Here is a 17,627-nt window from a genome sequence, read left to right as displayed (position 1 = left end):
CTGTACTCTCTATTGCCCAATTGCCTGAGCCATTCAGGTCAATCTGAAGGTCAATTAATCATTGGGTTACTGGCAAGGCAGTAAAATTTTTCCGGAGTTGATACCCTTATTCTCTGGCAATGTCAGACGACACTGATTTTTCCCCCATTGCACGGTTAACTGTGCCGCTTCTTCCAATCCGGCCAGATAAGCCAGCCCGTTCTCTCCAACTATTCCGATTTCAGCGCCGGTTTTATCTGCTACTACCGAAGAACCCAATGGCGGATAACTACCGTCGGATAAACGAATGACTGCCATCAGTTGCTGACCTCTCACCACCCGAATCTTTCGGTAGCCAATCGCACCTTCGGTCAGGGTTTTCTGAATCACTGTGTTATACACTTCGATATCATCAGACAAACTTTGCATATCAACCCGAACATCCGATTGCTGGTAGCTTGTCACTCCATTGGCAACGGCCAAACCAAAACCGTTAGTTACGGTAGAGTTAATATTGAAAGACACTCCAGAAATATTACCGGTATCAATCATCAGTCTGGGTTCATTACCCGACGGATTCTGATGCGCGGCTACGCCTTGCGCAGTCGCCGTTAATGAGCCATACCAATTGGCATTCACCGAGTTGTATTGGTTATTTTTATGGCTACCATCAATACCAAATTCTCCATAAGGCGAACGGTGCTGGTAACCGCCGCGAAATACACCATCACCCTTCTGCAATTCGGGATTTCCGCCGCCAGCACTGACACGCCAGATATTTTTGGCATCCTGGCTATTAAAGTAAGAAATATTTTGCGTGTAGCCGTTCGTCTTATCTCGCTGCGCGTCATAGCTAATTTTCTGCCCTGCGCCAATTGGCAAACTAAAAGAGAAGAAAATCTGGTTTTCAGTTTCGTTCTCGTATTTCACTCTATTGGCAGAAACAGCCGCAGAAATGCCCTGAAACGGACCAATATCCAAAAGCTTGCTGAGCGAAATCCCATAGTTATTACTGGAAACATCATTCCAGTAGGTTTTATGCGTCGCGGATAAATACATCGTGACATCCGGCCATGTCAGATATTGGTTGGCCGTCAGGGTATAAGTCTGTTTGTCATTTTGTAGATAGTTATTGCCACTCAGCCGATCCAAATACTGATTCATGCTCATAAAGTTTTTTTCGGAGAAACGGTATCCGGCAAAGGTGATTTGGCTATTAGTCTGATCAAAACGTTTGGAATAGTTGATCCGATAGCTTTCCCCGCTCAGTTTTTCCTGCTCAGGTAATTGAGCTTGTGAGTGAGTCGCATCAACGGATAAAGCACCAAACTCATGCAAATTTTGCCCCATTCCCATCGCAACCGCTGTGTAATCCTGCGACGTGGCAATCAGGCCACCATATAGCGATATATCGTCGAAGGCTCCCCAGGAAAATTCCCCGTTAAAGAAAATCGGATCGCCCAGCGCATTATGGCTGCCATGCATTGGCCGCCCCAAAGCGGTCTTATAACGCACTGAACCCTTACGAGTTAAAAATGGCACGCTAGCAGCGCTGACCTGAAAAGAAGTGGTATGCCCATCCTCTTCTTCTACTCTCACATCAATATTTCCCTGCACCGTTTCACTAATGTCTTGAATAACAAATGGGCCTGGAGCAACGTTAGTCTGATAAAGGGTTCTGCCATTCTGGCTCAAAACGACACGCGCATTGGTACGGGCAATTCCCATAACTTGTGGCGCATAGCCACGCAGCGTAGGTGGCAACATCCGCTCATCAGTCGCGAGGGAAGCCCCCAAAAAACGAAAAGAATCAAAAATACTGGAGCTGAGGTACGTCTGCCCACCGACAAATTTGGCACCTATCGACGAAATAGCACGAAAAGCATAAACCTGCGACCAGTCAAAATTACTGTAATGCGTACCTTCATTGTCACTATTAATATATTGGTAGTCGGCCCTAATACGCCAAGACCCCATATTGGCGCCTGCGGTACCGTAGCTGCTGATATTTGTCGTACTCCTCCCTGAATTAGGTGCGTAATAGTTCCCAAACAGGTTGTAATCCAGCAAAGCGCCGGGTACGCCATCACCCCATTGCGATGGCGGAACCCAATTTGGATCGCTGTACGCTAGCCAGGCTTGCGGAATAGAAATAATCAAATGCTGTTTTTCTTTATCGTAACTTTCCGTTATTTCTTGTTTATCATCGATAGAAACGCATCGACCGTTATCCCATAACCCCATTGAATTACGCACTGCTGGAGCAAGACCTAAAGAATTGACCAATTCAGGCGTTAAACAAGCCTTACTTGACCTCCCTTCATCAATAGGCAAATAGGTAATCAGAGATGAATCAGGTAATAACCTGCCATTGACCATAATATCCAGAAGATAATCACCTGGTGGCGTATAGTCATTAATTTCAAATCGAGAAAGATCAATATTATTACGGTCTTGAGCGTCAATAATATTGGTATTAAATTCTACCGCCGTAGCACACTCAGGCAGGAATAAACCTATGCCTGCCAACGATAATATTGGCATCATTCGAAAGATCATTGCTTTTCTTTTAGAATTACTCTGCATAAATAAATCACTGTCTTATGGCGTATAAATAATTATTTATATCGATTTAGAGCGTTTCTTTTTTGGCACAAATGAACAAAGGGGAGTTGCCTCCCCTTAAATCGACGTGATAAAAAAAGAGATTATTTATAGTTCAGTGCGTAGGTAGCCTGAGAAACAATAGTACCGGCCTTCACTGCTGTACCAGTTGCCTCAACACGAGCTGCAAAAGCAATTTGGTTAATACCGGAGATCAGATTGATATCAGCGCTGGTATCGCCAACTTTTAGTAATGCGCCATTAGCATCGATCAGGCGGATACCCGCGCCAGTCGCGCTACCGGTGTTAGCCAGCAAAGCCACAGCAGAGGCATCGGAAACCCCACCGAAGGTCACGCTAACTTTAGACATTGCCGGATAAGTTACTGAACCAGCCGTTTGCTCACTCAGATCGCAATCTTGCAAATCGATGTTATAGCTAACGTTCTCGGAATGTTTATTGCCAGTTTCCAGCACCTTATTTGATACCTGTCCCAAATCGACATTAATATCGGTAGAATTTGGCGCAATCGAACAAGGAGCATTAATTACTGTACCAGTAAAATGGACTCGCCCATTACCTTCATCGGCAGCAAATGCCTGAGAAATAAACGCAGAAGAAATAAATGCTGTAGCCAATACACTTCTCTTGAAATTAGACATAATAAAGACCTTTGATTAGATAATATTTTTATACAGATATGATTGTGCGATAAATTCAAATTCTTAGCTGAAAACACCGCAATTGAATAGCCATTAAAAATTAAATAAGAAAACAAAATAATTATTAAAAGGTACAAACCTTCTAAAAAGACAGAATAGCAAAACCGATAATATTTTTTTATAGGCAGACAAATAGAGGATAATTAAGAAGATACCCATCTTATGACTTTCTTTATGCCTACACTATATGTCATAGTTAACAGATTTTTCTAAATACTCTGAATTATCAACTTTCCTTAAATTTCACCCCGAACAACACGAACGAACTATACACGATCTTTTTATCTAGTAAATTGTGATTTTTCCGATTAAAAGATCGTTTTAGTTAAATTAAATAGATATTTATCCTGCAAAACACAGTTAAATATGGTGTTTCGTATCCATAAAGTAAAGATTGTCATACTTAAGTGCTAAATGTTTTTAATTTAATAGCGATATATCTTATTTGATCAAAACCAATAAAAATGAAATGGCGTATAATAATAAATGAAATATCCTACATCTGATATATGAATTTTCTCATAACGCTGTAGGAAAATCCCTACAAGACGAATAAATCAATCTAAAAGCTATTATTCTAAATTTAAAAAATAGCAAAATAGTCAAGAATAAGATTAAAAAAACCTCGCTAGAAACCTTTCTCATATCTGCCTGTATGGAACATCAAAAAATCACGCCATCCAACTTCAGAAATAAATTAAACTTAAGGTAAATTTAAATTTTCTTGCTCTTTTAATTAACTCGAAAACAGCTAAAAACTGACAATGACAAAAGAAGCGGCCTTAGAAATCACCCTACCTCGCTACTACCCTTTTGCGCTATTCATCCCCGCCTCATCCCGCCACGCCCTGGCATCAGCCAGCGATACTTCAGGGTATTTTCCCAGCGCCAGCATCTTTTCTTTACCGCCAAAGCGATAACGAAGCCGCCAATATTTTGAACCGTTGGAGTGAACCAGCAATACCATGCCGTCGCCATCAGTCAGCTTATAGGCTTTTGCTTCAGGCTTAGCCGTACGAACCTTCACATCACTCAAAGCCATGATGAGTATCCTTTCAAGGGCTCTGTGTGGGGACAAACATTATCTAAGCGGGATTACTCGCAAATGTTCCCACATCAGTAACTTGATGTAGATTGAATCAGGTTGACTGAAAAGAGAGGGAAAGCTATGCGGGAACTGGATTTTAGGCAAAAAAAAAAGCCACCTTGCGGTGACTTGATTTTCATACTAATGGTGCCGAAGGCCGGAATCGAACCGGCATGCCTCGCGGCGGTTGATTTTGAATCAACTGCGTCTACCGATTTCGCCACTTCGGCACTGAAGTAGTATGCGGAGAACGAGGTGAATTATACTTACCTGTGATCCGCATGCAACTGTTATTACACTGCCTTTAGTTCAAGTGTTGAAAAAAACGCCGCTATCGACGTTTTAACAGCATATAAACGCTGATCAGCAGGAAAAGCATACTCGGCAACAAAGCACCCAGCACCGGAGGAATCTTGTAAACCAGGCTAAGCGGCCCGAAGATTTGATCCAGCACGTAAAAAATAAAGCCGAAGCAAATACCAGTGACCACTCGCACCCCCATTGGTACGCTGCGTAGCGGGCCAAATATGAACGATAAGGCCATCAACATCATTACCGCTACGGATATAGGCGCAAAAATTTTGCTCCACATATTAAGCTGGTAACGGCTGGATTCTTGCCCACTCTGTTTCAGGTACTTGATGTAATTATGTAATCCACTAATAGAGAGCGAATCTGGACTCATGGCAACCACACCCAGCTTGTCTGGCGTCAGGTTGGTTCTCCATTCCCCTGTCAGCGTTTGAGCACCGGTGATTTGTTTCGGGTCGCTCAGATTGGATTCATCCACCTGCGACAGCTTCCAGATTTTATCCTCAAAAGTCGCCGTTGCGGCATAGCGCACGGATTGCAGGCGATCGGCATCATCAAAATGATAGATATTCACACCGGCCAGCTCTTTTTCGCCCACAACGCGCTGAATGTAAATAAAGTCCGAACCGTCTTTGGCCCATAGCCCGGTTTTAGTCGAGAGCAATGAACCGCCAAACATCATCTGCGCCCGATAGTTACGCGCCATTTGCTCACCCTGCGGCGCAACCCACTCACCGATTGCCATGGTCAGCAATACCAGCGGAATCGCGGTTTTCATCACCGCAGCGGCAATTTGCATACGGGTGAAACCGGAAGCCTGCATAACCACCAGTTCACTGCGCGTAGCCAAAGTTCCCAGACCGAGCAAAGCGCCAAGTAACGCCGCCATCGGGAAGAAGATTTCAATATCTTTAGGCACGCTGAGCAAGGTATACATCCCCGCCGCAGCCGCCGAATACTCCCCCTGCCCAACTTTGCGCAGCTGATCGACAAACTTGATGATGCCCGATAGCGACACCAGCATAAATAGCGTCATCAGGATGGTGTTGAGGATGGTTCGTCCGATATAACGGTCTAATACGCCAAACATCAGGCAGCCCCTCTCAAACGCGCTCGTAATTTACGAGCTGGCAAGCTATCCCACACATTAAGGATCAGCGCGAGCGCCAGATAAGCGAAGTTCACTGCCCATAGCCAAATCAACGGATCCAGTTTTCCTTTACCCGCATTGGAGCGCAGAGAGCTTTGCAGCAGGAAGAAAATCAGATACAACAACATAGCCGGCAGCATACTGAGCACACGCCCCTGCCGTGGATTGACAACGCTGAGCGGAACAACCAGCAATGCCATGATAACCACGGAAACAATCAGCGTTAGCCGCCAGTGGAACTCGGCGCGCGCGTCAGGATCGGTAGAATGCCACAGGGCGCTCATTGACATCTGTTCCGCAATATTATTGTTCTGCTGAGCGGTTTGATGGCCAATGACCGCCTGATAATCATTAAAGTCGGTAATCCGGAAATCACGCAGCAGCGCGGTGCCTTCGTAGCGAGTACCTTTATTCAGCAATACCATCTGCGAACCGTCAGGGCGCTCCATCATGTGGCCACTGTCGGCCACCACTACGGATGGACGCTGATTGCCAGTTGGGCGTAGCTGTGCGAGGAACACGCGCTGGAATTCTTTACCGCTAACTCTGCTGACGAACAGCACCGCGTTACCATCCTGCGAGGATTGGAACTGGCCTTCAACCAGCGCTGCCAGGCTTGGGTTTGCCCGAGCATCATTCAAGACTTCATCCTGATGCTTTGACGACCACGGCCCGAGCCAAATGGCGTTAATCGCAGCCAGACCACAAGTTAGCATCGATAAGATTAATGCGGCGGCAATCAAAGACCGTTTGCCTAACCCACAGGCGTGCATAACGGTGATTTCGCTGTCCGTATACAGTTTGCCGTAGGTCATCAACAGGCCGAGGAATAGGCTCAACGGCAGAATAAGCTGCGCCATTTCCGGCACGCCGAGTCCAAGGAGGGATAAAACCAAATTTGTCGGAATCTCACCGTCAACTGCGGCACCTAATACCCGTACTAACTTCTGACTGAAGAAGATCAGTAGCAGGATGAATAGAATCGCAATTTGACTTTTGAGTGTTTCCCGTACCAGATATCTAATGATGATCACGCTAATACGCCTGTGAAAACTTGTCTTTTTGCAGGAAAATCGATAGTTTCATCGCTAATCCGCCATTTATTCTCATCATATGGCAACCTTCACAGCTAAAATAGTATTACAGCATCTAGCGTTTAGGTGTCCTATAGGAACATGCTTATAGTCGCCAAAACAAAACAACTTATGCCGTTCAGGTTAACACACGTCGTTAACACAACGGAGAGAGATCGTTGCGGAGCGCTACATTCTAGCGGTAGCTCCCGCCTTTGTCTTTAAGATTCAGGAGAGTGCATGGAGTTCAGTGTAAAGAGCGGCAGCCCGGAAAAACAGCGCAGTGCCTGTATTGTAGTCGGCGTTTTTGAACCTCGCCGTCTATCCCCGATCGCCGAACAACTCGACAAAATTAGTGATGGCTACATCAGCGCTTTGTTGCGCCGCGGTGAGCTTGAAGGCAAAGTGGGTCAGACATTACTGCTGCACCATGTGCCTAATATTCTCTCCGAGCGGATCCTGTTAATTGGCTGTGGTAAAGAGCGTGAGCTCGATGAACGCCAATATAAGCAAGTGATTCAAAACACCATCAATACCCTTAACGATACCGGTTCGATGGAAGCCGTTTGCTTCCTGACGGAACTGCACGTCAAAGGCCGTAATACCTACTGGAAAGTACGTCAGGCGGTAGAAACGGCAAAAGAAACCCTTTACACCTTCGATCAGCTCAAAAGCAATAAAGTCGAGCCGCGCCGTCCGCTGCGTAAAATGGTATTCAACGTGCCAACCCGCCGCGAACTGACCAGCGGAGAGCGCGCAATTCAGCACGGTTTGGCTGTGGCTTCCGGTATCAAAGCGGCAAAAGACCTGGGTAATATGCCGCCAAATATCTGTAACGCCGCTTACCTGGCCTCTCAGGCTCGTCAGTTAGCCGATGCGTTCAGCACTAACATCATCACCCGCGTTATCGGTGAGCAACAGATGAAAGAACTGGGCATGCATTCCTATCTGGCCGTGGGGCAAGGTTCTAAGAACGAATCCCTGATGTCGGTGATTGAATATAAAGGTAATCCGAATGCTGACGCTAAGCCAATTGTGCTGGTTGGCAAAGGGCTGACCTTCGATTCCGGTGGTATTTCTATCAAGCCAGCCGAAGGCATGGACGAAATGAAATACGACATGTGTGGCGCCGCCACCGTGTATGGCGTGATGCGCGTAGTGGCAGAGCTGCAATTGCCACTGAACGTTATCGGCGTGCTGGCGGGCTGTGAAAACATGCCGGGCGGGCAGGCTTATCGCCCGGGGGACGTGTTAACGACTATGTCCGGCCAGACGGTAGAAGTGCTGAATACCGATGCGGAAGGCCGTTTAGTACTGTGTGATACTCTGACCTACGTTGAACGCTTCGAACCAGAGCTGGTGATTGATATTGCCACCCTGACCGGCGCATGCGTGGTGGCTTTGGGTCACCACATTACCGGTTTGATGTCGAACCATAATCCATTAGCTCACGAGCTGATTGGCGCCTCAGAACAAGCCGGTGACCGCGCGTGGCGCTTGCCGCTAAGCGATGAGTACTACGAACAGTTGGACTCCAATTTTGCCGATATGGCGAACATTGGCGGACGCGCTGGCGGAGCTATCACTGCGGGCTGCTTCCTGTCGCGCTTTACTCGTAAATATACTTGGGCTCACCTGGATATTGCGGGTACCGCATGGCGTTCAGGAAAAAACAAAGGCGCTACCGGTCGTCCGGTTGCCATGTTGTCGCAGTTCCTGTTGAATCGCGCAGGTCTGAACGGCGACGATTAATCGTTTGATATCTACCCGAACTCATTGAAGTAACAGAGAATCCCCCTGTTACTTCAGAGACAAGGGTATACACCGAGTTATCTTAAGGGCACACTTCGTGCCCTTAACGTCGTAGAGAGCCTATGAAAAACGCAACCTTCTATCTTCTCGATCACGATCAACCTTCCGGCGAGCTGCGAGCCCATGAGGCGCTGGCATGCGATCTGGCGGCTGAACGCTGGCGGGCGGGCAAACGGGTGCTGATCGCATGTGAAAGTCAGGAACAGGCTCAACGTCTTGACGAGGCCCTGTGGCAACGAGCGCCGGAGCAATTTGTTCCGCATAATTTAGCGGGCGAAGGGCCAAAGTACGGCGCACCGGTGGAGCTGGCCTGGCCGGAGAGACGTGGAAATTCACCGCGCGACCTGCTGATTAGCCTGCTACCGGAGTTCGCAGGTTTTGCCACCGCTTTCCATGAAGTGATAGACTTCGTTCCTTACGAAGAAACTTTGAAACAGTTGGCGCGCGACCGATATAAGTCATATCGCAGCGTCGGCTTCCATTTGACCACGGCAACGCCGCCAACTCACTGAACAAATAAATAAAATGGAAAAAACAAACAACTCCCTCGACAAGACGTACAGTCCGCACGAGATTGAGCAACCGCTCTACGAACACTGGGAAAAGCAGGGTTACTTTAAGCCGAACGGCGATACCAGCAAAGAAAGCTACTGCATCATGATCCCGCCGCCGAACGTAACCGGCAGCCTGCATATGGGTCATGCTTTCCAGCAAACCATTATGGATACGCTGATCCGCTACCAGCGCATGCAGGGGAAAAATACCCTGTGGCAGGCCGGCACTGACCACGCAGGTATCGCGACCCAGATGGTTGTAGAACGCAAAATTGCTGCTGAAGAAGGCAAAACTCGCCACGATTACGGTCGCGACGCCTTCATCGACAAAATCTGGCAGTGGAAAGGCGAATCAGGCGGCACCATCACTCGTCAGATGCGCCGTTTGGGCAACTCCGTGGATTGGGAGCGCGAGCGCTTCACCATGGACGATGGCCTGTCCAACGCGGTCAAAGAAGTGTTCGTCCGTCTGCACAAAGAAGATCTAATCTACCGCGGTAAACGCCTGGTGAACTGGGATCCAAAACTGCGCACCGCGATCTCCGATCTGGAAGTGGAAAACCGCGAATCCAAAGGTTCCATGTGGCACCTGCGTTACCCGCTGGCCGACGGCGCGAAAACCGCAGAAGGCAAAGACTATCTGGTTGTTGCCACGACCCGTCCGGAAACCATGTTTGGTGATACCGGCATCGCCGTTAACCCAGAAGATCCGCGCTACAAGGATCTGATTGGTAAAGAAGTGATCCTGCCGCTGGTAGGTCGTCGCATTCCGATCCTCGGCGATGAACACGCCGATATGGAAAAAGGCACCGGCTGTGTGAAAATCACCCCAGCCCATGACTTTAATGACTATGAAGTCGGTAAACGTCACGCCCTGCCGATGATCAATATTCTAACTTTCGACGGTGATATCCGTAGCGAAGCCGAAGTATTCGACACCAACGGTGAAGTCACCGATGTATACAGCGGTGCGATTCCAGAACCGTTCCAAGGCATGGAGCGCTTTGCCGCTCGTAAAGCCGTCGTTGCCGAGTTCGACAAACTGGGTCTGCTGGAAGAAATCAAACCTCACGATCTGACCGTTCCTTACGGCGACCGTGGCGGCGTGGTTATCGAGCCAATGCTGACCGACCAATGGTATGTCCGTACTGCTCCGCTGGCGAAAGTCGCGATTGAAGCGGTTGAAAACGGCGATATCCAGTTCGTACCTAAGCAGTATGAAAACATGTACTACTCTTGGATGCGTGACATTCAGGACTGGTGTATTTCCCGTCAGCTGTGGTGGGGTCACCGCATTCCAGCCTGGTACGACGAAGCTGGCAAAGTGTACGTAGGCCGCGATGAAGCGGAAGTGCGTCGCGAGAACAATCTGGGTGCAGACGTTGCTCTGCGTCAGGACGAAGACGTACTGGATACCTGGTTCTCCTCCGGTCTGTGGACCTTCTCTACTCTGGGTTGGCCAGAGCAGACCGATGCGCTGAAAACCTTCCATCCGACCAGCGTTATCGTCAGCGGCTTCGACATTATTTTCTTCTGGATTGCCCGCATGATCATGCTGACCATGCACTTTATGAAAGATGAAAACGGCAAGCCGCAGGTACCGTTCAAAACCGTCTACATGACAGGTTTGATCCGCGATGACGAAGGGCAGAAAATGTCCAAGTCCAAAGGTAACGTTATCGATCCATTGGATATGGTTGACGGTATCTCGCTGGAAGAATTACTGGAAAAACGCACCGGTAACATGATGCAGCCGCAGTTGGCTGAGAAAATCCGCAAGCGTACCGAAAAACAATTCCCGAACGGCATTGAGCCGCACGGTACCGACGCCCTGCGTTTCACCCTGGCGGCGCTGGCCTCAACCGGTCGCGACATTAACTGGGATATGAAGCGTCTGGAAGGTTATCGTAACTTCTGTAACAAGCTGTGGAACGCTAGCCGCTTCGTGTTGATGAACACCGAAGATCAGGATTGCGGCCAACACGGCGGCGAAATGGTGCTGTCACTGGCTGACCGCTGGATTCTGGCTGAATTCAACCAGACGGTGAAAGCCTACCGTGAAGCGATGGATACTTATCGTTTCGATTTGGCTGCGGGTATTCTGTATGAATTCACCTGGAACCAATTCTGCGACTGGTATCTGGAACTGACCAAACCGGTAATGAGCAACGGTTCTGAGGCGGAGCTGCGCGGCACGCGTAACACGCTAATTAACGTGCTGGAAGCTCTGCTGCGTCTGGCGCATCCAATCATTCCTTACATCACGGAAACCATCTGGCAACGCGTGAAAACGCTGAAGGGCATTACCGCAGACACCATTATGCTGCAACCTTTCCCAGAATATGACGCCAGCCAGGTTGATGAAAAAGCCCTGAGCGATTTGGAATGGATCAAGCAGACCATTATTGCGGTGCGTAATATTCGTGCAGAAATGAATATTTCTCCGGGTAAACCACTGGAAGTGTTGCTACGCGGCGCCAGCGCTGAAGCTCAGCGCCGAGTGCTGGAAAACCAGAGCTTTATCCAGTCGTTGGCGCGTCTTTCCTCTATCACCCTGTTACCTGAAGGGGATAAAGGGCCATTGTCCGTGACTAAGCTGGTTGAAGGCGCAGAAGTGCTGATTCCAATGGCCGGTCTGATCGACAAAGCCGTAGAGCTGGACCGTCTGGCAAAAGAAGTGGCCAAGCTTGATGTTGAAATCGAGCGTATCGAAAGCAAACTGGGTAACGAAGGTTTTGTGGCACGAGCGCCAGAAGCCGTTGTTGCTAAAGAGCGTGAGAGACTGGCTGCCTGTGCCGAAGCGAAAGTAAAACTGATTGAGCAGCAGGCCACTATCGCGGCGCTGTAAAGTAGTCTGAGCTTCACCCAGCTTGAACTGCGGGATATTTATATCCCAAAAATCTGAAGCCGCAGCTCATCCCTGCGGCTTTAGTTTTATAGTGAAAACAGCGAATACTTCTATGCCATTCGTTATAAATCTCTATGCCCAATATATAACGTTTATGCCCGAGTAATTGGGGTTGCAGGTAGGCGGCCAGTGAACGAATCCCGATGAGCTTACATCAGTAAGTGATTCGGGTGAGTGGACGCAGCCAACACCCCTGCAGCGCCCAATATATAACGTTTATACCCAAGTAATTGGGGTTGCAGGTAGGCGGCCAGTGAACGAATCCCGATGAGCTTACATCAGTAAGTGATTCGGGTGAGTGGACGCAGCCAACACCCCTGCAGCGCCCAATATATAACGTTTATGCCCAAGTAATTGGGGTTGCAGGTAGGCGGCCAGTGAACGAATCCCGATGAGCTTACATCAGTAAGTGATTCGGGTGAGTGGACGCAGCCAACACCCCTTCAGCGCCCAATATATAACGTTTATGCCCAAGTAATTGGGGTTGCAGGTAGGCGGCCAGTGAACGAATCCCGATGAGCTTACATCAGTAAGTGATTCGGGTGAGTGGACGCAGCCAACACCCCTGCAGCGCCAAGTACGAAGGGCATAGTTGCATTACTGCGGTATTCGATGGTATTACAGAGCACTACAGACTCGCTGGTCAGTACACACTGCTGGGCACCTGTCCTCAGAGCACGCCTTTCCACCTATTTTTGCTGAGTAACTATGCCATGACCACAGCCACTCCCTTGCGACTTCTGGTTCGTCCTATCGTGGCAGAAGACAACCTTGCCATTGCCAACGTTATCCGCGATGTTTCTGCCGAATTCGGCCTGACGGCGGATAAAGGTTATACCGTCTCCGATCCAAATCTGGAGCATTTGCATGAGCTATATAGCCAACCACGTAGCGCTTATTGGGTTATCGAGGTCGATGGCCGTATTGCCGGTGGCGGTGGCGTAGCGCCTTTGTCATGTGGCGAAGCCGATGTTTGCGAATTGCAAAAAATGTATTTCTTGCCGGTTCTACGTGGGAAAGGTCTGGCGAAACAACTGGCATTACAGGCGCTGGAATTTGCTCGTCAGCATGATTTTAGCCGCTGTTATCTGGAAACAACCGCCAGCCTGACCAGCGCCGTCGCCTTATATGAAAAATTAGGCTTCGAACACATCGACGGGCCAATGGGTGCGACTGGTCATGTGGATTGCGAAGTGACTATGTTGAAAATGTTGTAGTCTCTCGATTTAATGTAATTAAGTCACTTATTCATAGAATAAAAAAACCCGCGCTATCAACAGCGCGGGTTTATTAGATAAAACTCAAAGCGGCAGATTAATGACGTTTACCGTCGTCATCTTCATCAATCAGTTCTTCGTCATCGTACTCGCCGTCTTCGTCATCTTCACCGTTCGGGTCTTCATAATAAGTTCCCCAACCGTCGTAGTTCACGCCACAGCTTTCAGCCAATGCAACCAACTGTTCTACCTGAGAATCAATCAGTTCGGCGTTTAAAGCCACTTCACTGATCACATCACAGCACATCACAACGGAGCCATCTTCAACTTCCAGCTCTTCTGCATCAGTCACTTCGTAACCCAGTTTGAAAGCTTCAACCGCCGCTTTCTCCAGCACTTCAAACTTTTCAGAAGAAAGATGGTGTTCAATGGTGTACAGCGCGTCAGGATCGCTGCCATCTTCCAGTAATTCTTCGATGATCAGGCGGGTCTCATCACGTTGCTCATCCAGTTTTTCGCGGTTTGCCATGCCTTTATCCTCAGTCAATGGGCGTTATATAGCCCTATTTTCCCACACCGCCGCCAATGCCTCCACTATAAACGAGAAAGATTTATCTTTTGTAGTTGCAATTGAATATTTATACGTATAAGTTGAATTTAAATTCAATTAGACTATTCGGAATGCATGGAGATGAGCGCTATGAGTCAGTTCTACAAACGTCACTTTTTGAGGTTACTGGATTTTACCCCCGCCGAGATTACCACACTGCTTGATTTGGCTGCAGAATTGAAAAAGGCAAAAAAATCAGGCACAGAGAAACAAAAACTGGCAGGTAAGAATATCGCGCTCATCTTCGAAAAAGACTCAACTCGTACCCGATGCTCTTTCGAAGTTGCCGCATATGACCAAGGTGCTCGCGTCACTTACCTCGGGCCTGGCGGTAGCCAGATTGGGCATAAAGAATCAATTAAAGATACAGCTCGGGTGTTAGGCCGGATGTATGACGGTATTCAGTATCGTGGTTTCGGGCAGCAGGTCGTTGAGACGCTAGCTGAGTTTGCCGGCGTCCCGGTATGGAATGGCTTAACCGACGAATTCCATCCGACTCAATTGCTGGCTGATTTACTGACTATGCAGGAACATTTGCCAAAAAAGAGTCTGCAAGAAATGACTTTCGCCTATTTGGGTGATGCTCGTAACAATATGGGCAACTCCATGTTGGAAGCCGCTGCGTTGGTTGGAATGGATTTACGGCTGGTGGCACCAAAAGCCTGCTGGCCGGATGCTAAACTGGTCGCGGCCTGTCAGGCGCAGGCGCAGAAAACCGGCGGAAAAATCACTCTGACTGAAGATATAGCCGAAGGCGTGAAAGGCGCTGATTTCCTCTATACCGATGTCTGGGTCTCCATGGGCGAGCCAAAGGAGGTATGGAACGAGCGAGTTGCTTTGCTCAAGCCTTATCAGGTCAATATGAACGTGGTTAAGCTGACCGGCAATCCGCAGGTCAAATTCCTGCACTGTCTGCCGGCTTTCCATGATGACCAAACCACACTGGGCAAGCAATTAGCCGAGCAATACACTATGCCAGGAGGTATGGAAGTGACCGAAGAAGTGTTCGAATCTGCACACAGTATTGTGTTTGATCAGGCGGAAAACCGGTTACATACGATTAAAGCCGTGATGGTAGCAACACTCTCCGCGGATTAAGTATTTACGCTATTCAGCATAATCCGCCAAGGACGGCGGATTATTAAAACCCGTCCAGAAGGTGCTTTAATTAGATTGAAGTGGCTACGGCTCAATTCACCACTGAAATAAATCGCCCCTATCAAACACCCAACCAGACTAAAGCAACAAACTTGCGTTCATCTTCACCACCGCCTTTCTTACATGTGCCTTTTCCCCCACCGCGCACAACGGCTTATGTACTTCTCCCGGATAGAACACGATAAAATCACTGGGCTGCATCAAGATCATTTTTTCATTTTGTGCACTTATTCCTACCGGTAAAAAAGCAATATCTTTATCGGCCAGCCAATCGGTTTCCGTTTCTCCCGCTGGGAGGTTGCTAAAAGCCATACCTTCCTGACCCGCCAGAACAATCTGTATATCCAGATATTTAGCGTGATATTCCGCCCGACGATTTTCCTGCCAATCGGTACAGTCGTTGGAAACCAGTACAAACAGATTGTTGCCATCAATATCATGCTTACCCAGCGGAGTTTCTGCGTTGATATGCTGCTTTACATATTCAATGGCAGCACGCAACGGTTGGGGAAAATAAGGGAGTAAATCGAGATGATGGATATTCCCAGTAATCATTTTTTAGATACTCGAATTATAGTGAAATATTGTTTCATTATAATCAAATCATGATTCTCGAAAGCTAACACACATCAAGATTTCAGGGTTATTTAACGTCCACCGACGATAAATACATCGGTTTATAGATCCGAAACTCCGTCTATAGTCTAGATAGTTATATGAAATAACCCTTGAGACTTTGCCCACAGACAGCAAAGCTTCTATCGTGCGATGCGATTAAATAATTTAAAAATAATTTATTTACCTCATCGTTCTGTCTGGCTGAGACTATCTGTCTATTCGGGGAGTGTTTTAATGAAAGCAAGAATTCTGTCGTTGCTGGTTGCGGCAACTTTGTCTGCCAGCGTTCAGGCCGCGACACCGCCGGATACCTTGGTGGTGGTCCAGTCACTGGATGATATTGTCAGCCTCGACCCCGCAGAAAGTAACGAATTATCCAGCATTCAGACCGTCCCAAGTTTGTATCAGCGCCTGATGCAGGCCGATCGGGAAAATCCGGCCAAAGTGATCCCTGTTTTGGCGGAAAGCTGGCAAGGTGACGCCGCCAATAAAACCCTGACGGTAAAACTGCGCCCCGCCGCAACTTTTGCTTCCGGTAATCCTGTGCGCGCCGACGATGTTATTTATTCCTTTACTCGCGCGGTAAAAATGAACCGTTCACCGGCCTTTATCCTGAACGTTCTCGGCTGGGAGCCGGACAATATCGATAAGCATTTGAAGAAGATTGATAACAATACCCTACAACTAAGCTGGAGCGCCGATGTCAGCCCAGCGGTAGCGCTGAATATTCTGTCTACGCCTATTGCCTCTATCGTGGATAAAGCGGCGGTGGCTCCCCATGAAAAAGACGGTGATTTCGGTAACGCCTGGCTGAAAATGCATTCTGCCGGCAGCGGCCCGTTCAAAATGCGGGTTTACCAACCTCATCAGGCCATTGTGTTAGACGCCAACCCAACCTCGCCGGGCAATAAGCCGCTGATAAAAAACATTATTATCAAGAACGTTCCCGATCCAAGCGCTCGCCGCCTCCTGATTCAACAGGGCGATGCCGATATCGCTCGGGAACTGGGGCCGGATCAGACCGCCGCGCTGAAAACTCAGGCTGGCGTTAAAGTGGTCGAAATCCCGTCGGCCGAACAAAACTATCTAGTCTTTAACACCGCTAATCCAGCTAACCCAATGTTAAGCAAGCCAGAATTCTGGCAAGCAGCTCGCTATCTGGTGGATTACCAAGGCATTACCAAAGATTTGCTGAAGGGACAGTATTTTGTGCATCAAAGCTTCCTGCCGGTCGGTTTGCCGGGTGCGCTGGAAGAAACGCCGTTTACTTTCGATCCTGCCAAAGCCAAAGCCTTGCTACAGAAAGCCGGTATTAAAAACGCGACTCTGACGCTGGATGTGGAAAATAAACCGCCGTTTATCACCATCGCCCAATCTTTACAGGCCAGCTTCGCTCAGGGCGGCGTTAAATTAGTACTGCTGCCAGCCGCCGGTAGTCAGGTTTATGGCCGGGTTCGCGCCAAACAGCATCAGTCTGCGATTCGCCTGTGGATTCCAGACTATTTTGACGCTCATTCCAACGCTAGCGCTTTTGCCTATAACGATGGCAAAAGCAGCACCGTCGCCGGTTTAAACGGTTGGGCAATTCCTGGGTTGAATAAACAAACGCTTGCCGCCGTTGCCGAAGCCGACCCCGCCAAGCGCATCCAGCTTTATACCAAGCTACAGCAGGAACTTCTGCAAAATTCGCCTTATATCTTTATCGATCAGGCCAAAACGCAAATTGTGTTACGGGATAATGTGAAAGGCTATCAACAAGGGTTGAATGCCGATATGGTTTATTACGACCTTGTCAGCAAATAGGTACCCGCGTACCCGGTTGG

Annotated in this window: 12 protein-coding genes, 1 tRNA gene and 1 pseudogene; 6 read left to right on the top strand and 8 right to left on the bottom strand. The window is 48.3% G+C overall.

Features of this window, described 5'->3' with window-relative positions; genetic code table 11:
* Positions 1–66: 66 nt before the first annotated feature.
* The 6 genes and pseudogenes from PL78_RS13385 to lptF form a co-directional block, all read right to left on the bottom strand.
* Complete coding sequence (locus PL78_RS13385) at positions 67–2,526, bottom strand: fimbria/pilus outer membrane usher protein (protein ID WP_235600970.1); 2,460 nt, start codon at positions 2,524–2,526, stop codon at positions 67–69.
* Positions 2,527–2,687: 161 nt separating this feature from the next.
* The gene (locus PL78_RS13380; protein WP_064516220.1) at positions 2,688–3,245 is read right to left on the bottom strand and encodes a fimbrial protein; all 558 of its coding nucleotides are present in this window, start codon (positions 3,243–3,245) and stop codon (positions 2,688–2,690) included.
* An 868-nt stretch (positions 3,246–4,113) separates the two neighbouring features.
* Positions 4,114–4,347: pseudogene (locus tag PL78_RS13375) on the bottom strand (Arm DNA-binding domain-containing protein); the annotation flags it as partial.
* 190 nt (positions 4,348–4,537) lie between these two features.
* Positions 4,538–4,622, bottom strand: a tRNA-Leu gene (locus PL78_RS13370).
* 101 nt (positions 4,623–4,723) lie between these two features.
* Entirely contained in the window at positions 4,724–5,794 is a 1,071-nt protein-coding gene (lptG, locus tag PL78_RS13365; RefSeq protein WP_064516216.1) for an LPS export ABC transporter permease LptG, read from the bottom strand.
* Positions 5,794–6,888: an LPS export ABC transporter permease LptF gene (gene lptF, locus PL78_RS13360; protein ID WP_064516214.1), complete on the bottom strand. Its 1,095-nt coding sequence runs from the start codon at positions 6,886–6,888 to the stop codon at positions 5,794–5,796. Before lptF ends, lptG begins: the two co-directional genes overlap by 1 nt.
* 279 nt (positions 6,889–7,167) lie before the next feature.
* Between lptF and pepA the strand changes: the two genes are divergently transcribed.
* From pepA to PL78_RS13340, 4 genes are all read left to right on the top strand, one after another.
* Positions 7,168–8,679: a leucyl aminopeptidase gene (gene pepA / locus PL78_RS13355; protein WP_049599547.1), complete on the top strand. Its 1,512-nt coding sequence runs from the start codon at positions 7,168–7,170 to the stop codon at positions 8,677–8,679.
* A gap of 122 nt (positions 8,680–8,801) precedes the next feature.
* Positions 8,802–9,251 carry a DNA polymerase III subunit chi gene (locus tag PL78_RS13350; protein ID WP_064516212.1) on the top strand — a complete coding sequence of 150 codons (450 nt, stop codon included), beginning with the start codon at positions 8,802–8,804 and terminating at the stop codon, positions 9,249–9,251.
* 13 nt (positions 9,252–9,264) lie between these two features.
* Entirely contained in the window at positions 9,265–12,141 is a 2,877-nt protein-coding gene (locus tag PL78_RS13345) for a valine--tRNA ligase (protein WP_064516210.1), read from the top strand.
* A gap of 773 nt (positions 12,142–12,914) precedes the next feature.
* The gene (locus PL78_RS13340; RefSeq protein WP_064516208.1) at positions 12,915–13,418 is read left to right on the top strand and encodes a GNAT family N-acetyltransferase; all 504 of its coding nucleotides are present in this window, start codon (positions 12,915–12,917) and stop codon (positions 13,416–13,418) included.
* A 97-nt stretch (positions 13,419–13,515) separates the two neighbouring features.
* Here PL78_RS13340 and rraB read toward each other — a convergent pair whose 3' ends face one another.
* On the bottom strand, positions 13,516–13,947 hold the full coding sequence (rraB, locus tag PL78_RS13335) for a ribonuclease E inhibitor RraB (RefSeq protein ID WP_049599537.1): 432 nt from the start codon (positions 13,945–13,947) through the stop codon (positions 13,516–13,518).
* Between the two features lie 171 nt (positions 13,948–14,118).
* Between rraB and argF the strand changes: the two genes are divergently transcribed.
* Positions 14,119–15,126: an ornithine carbamoyltransferase gene (argF, locus tag PL78_RS13330; protein WP_064516206.1), complete on the top strand. Its 1,008-nt coding sequence runs from the start codon at positions 14,119–14,121 to the stop codon at positions 15,124–15,126.
* A gap of 138 nt (positions 15,127–15,264) precedes the next feature.
* On the opposite strand, the gene PL78_RS13325 is transcribed toward argF, so the two are convergent.
* A complete protein-coding gene (locus tag PL78_RS13325) occupies positions 15,265–15,741 on the bottom strand; it encodes a NanQ anomerase/TabA/YiaL family protein (RefSeq protein WP_064516204.1) in 477 nt (158 codons plus the stop codon).
* 297 nt (positions 15,742–16,038) lie between these two features.
* Between PL78_RS13325 and PL78_RS13320 the strand changes: the two genes are divergently transcribed.
* On the top strand, positions 16,039–17,607 hold the full coding sequence (locus PL78_RS13320) for an ABC transporter substrate-binding protein (RefSeq protein WP_064516201.1): 1,569 nt from the start codon (positions 16,039–16,041) through the stop codon (positions 17,605–17,607).
* Positions 17,608–17,627: the final 20 nt, after the last annotated feature.

It is taken from the genome of Yersinia entomophaga (genome assembly GCF_001656035.1).
Lineage (GTDB): Bacteria > Pseudomonadota > Gammaproteobacteria > Enterobacterales > Enterobacteriaceae > Yersinia > Yersinia entomophaga.
Note: the sequence above shows the minus strand (reverse complement) of the source record. Positions and strands in the feature narration are given on the sequence as shown.

Bases quoted from the DNA above. Each gene is read 5' to 3' on its own strand.
- PL78_RS13385 (WP_235600970.1), bottom strand. From the start codon at position 2,526: ATGATGCCAATATTATCGTTGGCAGGCATAGGTTTATTCCTGCCTGAG.
- PL78_RS13380 (WP_064516220.1), bottom strand. From the start codon at position 3,245: ATGTCTAATTTCAAGAGAAGTGTATTGGCTACAGCATTTATTTCTTCT.
- lptG (WP_064516216.1), bottom strand. From the start codon at position 5,794: ATGTTTGGCGTATTAGACCGTTATATCGGACGAACCATCCTCAACACC.
- pepA (WP_049599547.1), top strand. From the start codon at position 7,168: ATGGAGTTCAGTGTAAAGAGCGGCAGCCCGGAAAAACAGCGCAGTGCC.
- PL78_RS13350 (WP_064516212.1), top strand. From the start codon at position 8,802: ATGAAAAACGCAACCTTCTATCTTCTCGATCACGATCAACCTTCCGGC.
- PL78_RS13345 (WP_064516210.1), top strand. From the start codon at position 9,265: ATGGAAAAAACAAACAACTCCCTCGACAAGACGTACAGTCCGCACGAG.
- PL78_RS13340 (WP_064516208.1), top strand. From the start codon at position 12,915: ATGACCACAGCCACTCCCTTGCGACTTCTGGTTCGTCCTATCGTGGCA.
- rraB (WP_049599537.1), bottom strand. From the start codon at position 13,947: ATGGCAAACCGCGAAAAACTGGATGAGCAACGTGATGAGACCCGCCTG.
- argF (WP_064516206.1), top strand. From the start codon at position 14,119: ATGAGTCAGTTCTACAAACGTCACTTTTTGAGGTTACTGGATTTTACC.
- PL78_RS13325 (WP_064516204.1), bottom strand. From the start codon at position 15,741: ATGATTACTGGGAATATCCATCATCTCGATTTACTCCCTTATTTTCCC.
- PL78_RS13320 (WP_064516201.1), top strand. From the start codon at position 16,039: ATGAAAGCAAGAATTCTGTCGTTGCTGGTTGCGGCAACTTTGTCTGCC.